Source organism: Gordonia sp. NPDC003585 (genome assembly GCF_040610755.1).
GTDB lineage: Bacteria > Actinomycetota > Actinomycetes > Mycobacteriales > Mycobacteriaceae > Gordonia.
This window is the reverse complement of sequence record NZ_JBEXMX010000171.1, coordinates 1-3,394: the sequence shown is the minus strand read 5'-3', so window position 1 is coordinate 3,394 and position 3,394 is coordinate 1. Positions and strand designations below refer to the sequence as shown.

Genomic DNA, 3,394 nt, shown 5'->3' with positions numbered 1-3,394 from the left:
GTCTTCGCGGCAACCGCGGCAGCCGGAGCAGTCGACGACGCATCCGGGCTGATCCGAGCGGTCGGAGCGACGGCCGCCGGCGCCGTGATCGGGATCGTCGCGTCCCTGGCGCCGTGGCTGTGGCAGCGTGTTCGGCACCCACGACGCAACCTCGACACCGAGGAGCCAGACCCGCATTACGAGTCCATCTGGCGGTCGTTGGCCCGCGTGACCGACACACCGATCGTCGTCAATGCCACCCGGACGATGCTGGCAGCGGCCGCGAGTGCGACCGCCGCAGCTGCCGCCGGGCTGTCGCACCCGATGTGGGCCGCGATGGGTGCCGTCGCCGCGCTGCAGGGACTCTCGTACCACGTCACGGTGACCCGCGGACTGTCTCGCCTGCTCGGCAACGTCGCCGGCGCCGCCATCGCCGCCGCGCTGCTCGCAGTGCCTCTCGGATACTGGGGCGCGGTCATCGCGATCGTGATCTTCCAGGTCATCGCCGAGATCACCGCACCGGTGAACTACACGATCGCGTCGAGTGTCGTCACGCCGATGGCCCTGTTGCTCACCGCGTTGAGCGCAGGCCTCTCCCCTGTGGCCGCCGTCGATCGCGTCCTGGACACGCTGATCGGCATCGTCGTGGGCATCGTGATCGCCGCACTCACCATCACTGCACACGACTGATGTCGAAGTTCGGGTTCACGACTGTGTTTTCCTGCGCGTCACACAGGGGAAACGACCCGCATACACCGCGCTCATAGCGTCGAGTCGCTCGCAAACTGCGACACCCCCAGCGACATCGTCGTGCACGCACCCACCCGTGGGCGGCAAACGACGACCGGTTCTCAGGAGTAACCATGAGTGGCAGCATGTCCCGACGTCAGGCCATCAAGGCCGTCACAACGTACGAAGTGGAGACCGACGGTTTCCCAGAGCCGTTGGCGGACACCTTCGGCCGCAATGTCTTCAGCCTGTCCGTGATGAAGAAGCGTCTGCCCAAGCACGTCTTCAAGGCCGTCGCGGCAACCATCGACACCGGTGCACCCATGGATCCGACCCTCGCCGACTACGTCGCGGTCGCGATGAAGGACTGGGCCATCGAGAAGGGCGCCACCCACTACGCGCACGTTTTCTACCCGTTGACCGGTTTCACCGCGGAGAAGCACGACTCGTTCCTGGAGCCCGACTCCTCGGGTGCGTCGCTGGCCGAATTCGCCGGAAAGACGCTGCTGCAGGGTGAGCCGGATGCGTCGAGCTTCCCCAACGGCGGCCTGCGCGGCACCTTCGAGGCCCGCGGCTACACCGGCTGGGACGTCACCAGCCCGGCCTACATCCTGGAGAACCCCAACGGCAACACGCTGTGCATCCCGACCATCTTCATCTCGTGGACCGGTGAGGCACTGGACAAGAAGACCCCGCTGCTGCGCAGCCAGCAGGCGATGAGCAAGCAGGCAATGCGCCTGCTCAAGCTGTTCGGTCACGCCGACGTCGACACCGTGGTCTCTTACGCGGGCGCCGAGCAGGAGTACTTCCTTATCGACGAGCACTTCTACTACGCCCGTCCCGACATCATGACCACCAATCGCACCCTGTTCGGCGCCAAGCCGTCCAAGGGCCAGGAGTTCGACGACCACTACTTCGGCGCCATCCCGGAGCGCGTGCTGGCCTTCATGATCGAACTCGATCGTGAACTGTTCAAGCAGGGCATCCCGTCCAAGACCCGCCACAACGAGGTCGCACCGGGCCAGTTCGAGCTCGCCCCGGTGTTCGAGCGGTCGGTCCTCGCCCACGATCATCAGCAGCTGATGATGACCATCATGAAGGCCGTCGCCGAGAAGTACGGCATGAAGTGCCTGCTGCACGAGAAGCCGTTCGCGGGCGTCAACGGATCGGGCAAGCACGTCAACTTCTCGCTGGGCAACAGCAACCAGGGCAACCTGCTCAACCCCGGCGACACCCCGCACGAGAACATGCAGTTCCTCACCTTCTGCGGTGCCATCATCCGGTCCGTGCACAAGTACGGCGGGTTGCTGCGCGCGGCTGTCGCGTCGGCCTCCAACGACCACCGCCTCGGAGCCAACGAGGCTCCGCCGGCCATCATCTCGATCTTCCTCGGCGAGCAGCTGATGGACGTCTTCGAGCAGATCGCCAAGGGCGGGGCCACCGGCTCCAAGTCGGCCGGCGTCATCGAGCTCGGCGTCGACACCCTCCCACCACTCAAGGCCGATCCGGGCGACCGCAACCGCACCAGCCCGTTCGCCTTCACCGGCAACCGATTCGAGTACCGCGCCCCCGGATCGAACCAGTCGATCTCCGACCCGATGGTCGCGATCAACACGATCCTCGCCGACTCCATCGACTACATCTCCGGTGAACTCGAGGGCCTGATCGAGGGCGGCATGGAACTGGCCGACGCGGTGCAGAAGGTGCTGCAGGAGATCATCAACGAGCACGGCGCGGTGATCTTCAACGGCAACGGCTACTCCGACGAATGGCAGGAAGAGGCCGCCGCACGTGGCCTGAAGAACCTGCGCACCACCGTCGACGCGGTCACCGAGTACACCTCACCCGAGGCGATCGAGATCTTCGAGAAGTACGGCGTGCTGTCCGCGCGTGAGCTCAAGGCACGCGAGGACGTCATCTTCGAGTACTACGCCCTGACCATCCTGGTGGAGGCCAAGGAGACCGCGGAGATCGCCAAGACGATGATCATCCCGGCCGCCATCCGCTACCAGGGTGAGCTGGCCGCAGTCGCGGCGTCGCTGAAGGCAGCCGAGATCGCTGTCGAGACCCCGCTGCTGACGGAGATCACCGCACTCATCGGCGATCTGCAGAAGGCCATGGTGGTGCTCGACGAGGGCATCGCCGGCATGCACGGCGAGGACGAGTACGAGGAGTCCAAGTACGCGCTGGACAACCTGATCCCGGCGATGACCGCTGTACGCGAGGTTGCCGACAAGTTGGAAGCCATTGTGGCCGACGACCTCTGGCCGCTGCCGACCTACAACGAGATGCTCACGATCCTCTGATCGTCGCGCAACTGACGACAGTGCCCGTCGGACCTGGTGTCCGGCGGGCACTCTCGTGTCAGCGACCCATGTGCCGACCCCGTCGGCGAACATGGACGCGGGAAGAGCGTGGCTTCGCTGCAGTAACAGCCCTCTCGCCAGAAACCGCAGGTCTGGCCAGAAACCGCTGGTGCGCCTCGGGTTTCTGACCAGACACGAGGTCCCTGTCGCAGCGCAGTCCTCGGACTCGGGAACATCGTCGTCGAGCACAGAAAGCACCATCTGCCGCCCAAGAAACTAGGGGAAGAAAACTCGTCCCCTGGCGGATTCAGGCGGTGGATGCAACAGGACCTGATTCGGATCCTGACGGTGGTGAGTTTAGTAGCTCGTCGAGTTTTTCG

The 3,394-nt window shown here is 64.9% G+C and carries 2 protein-coding genes; both read left to right on the top strand.

Annotated elements, in window-relative coordinates; all coding sequences use genetic code 11:
- Positions 1-669: FUSC family protein (locus tag ABZW74_RS24270; protein WP_355280038.1), on the top strand; the 669-nt coding region annotated here is incomplete at its 5' end.
- A gap of 173 nt (positions 670-842) precedes the next feature.
- Positions 843-3,014 carry a glutamine synthetase III gene (locus ABZW74_RS24265; RefSeq protein WP_240857635.1) on the top strand — a complete coding sequence of 724 codons (2,172 nt, stop codon included), beginning with the start codon at positions 843-845 and terminating at the stop codon, positions 3,012-3,014.
- Positions 3,015-3,394: the final 380 nt, after the last annotated feature.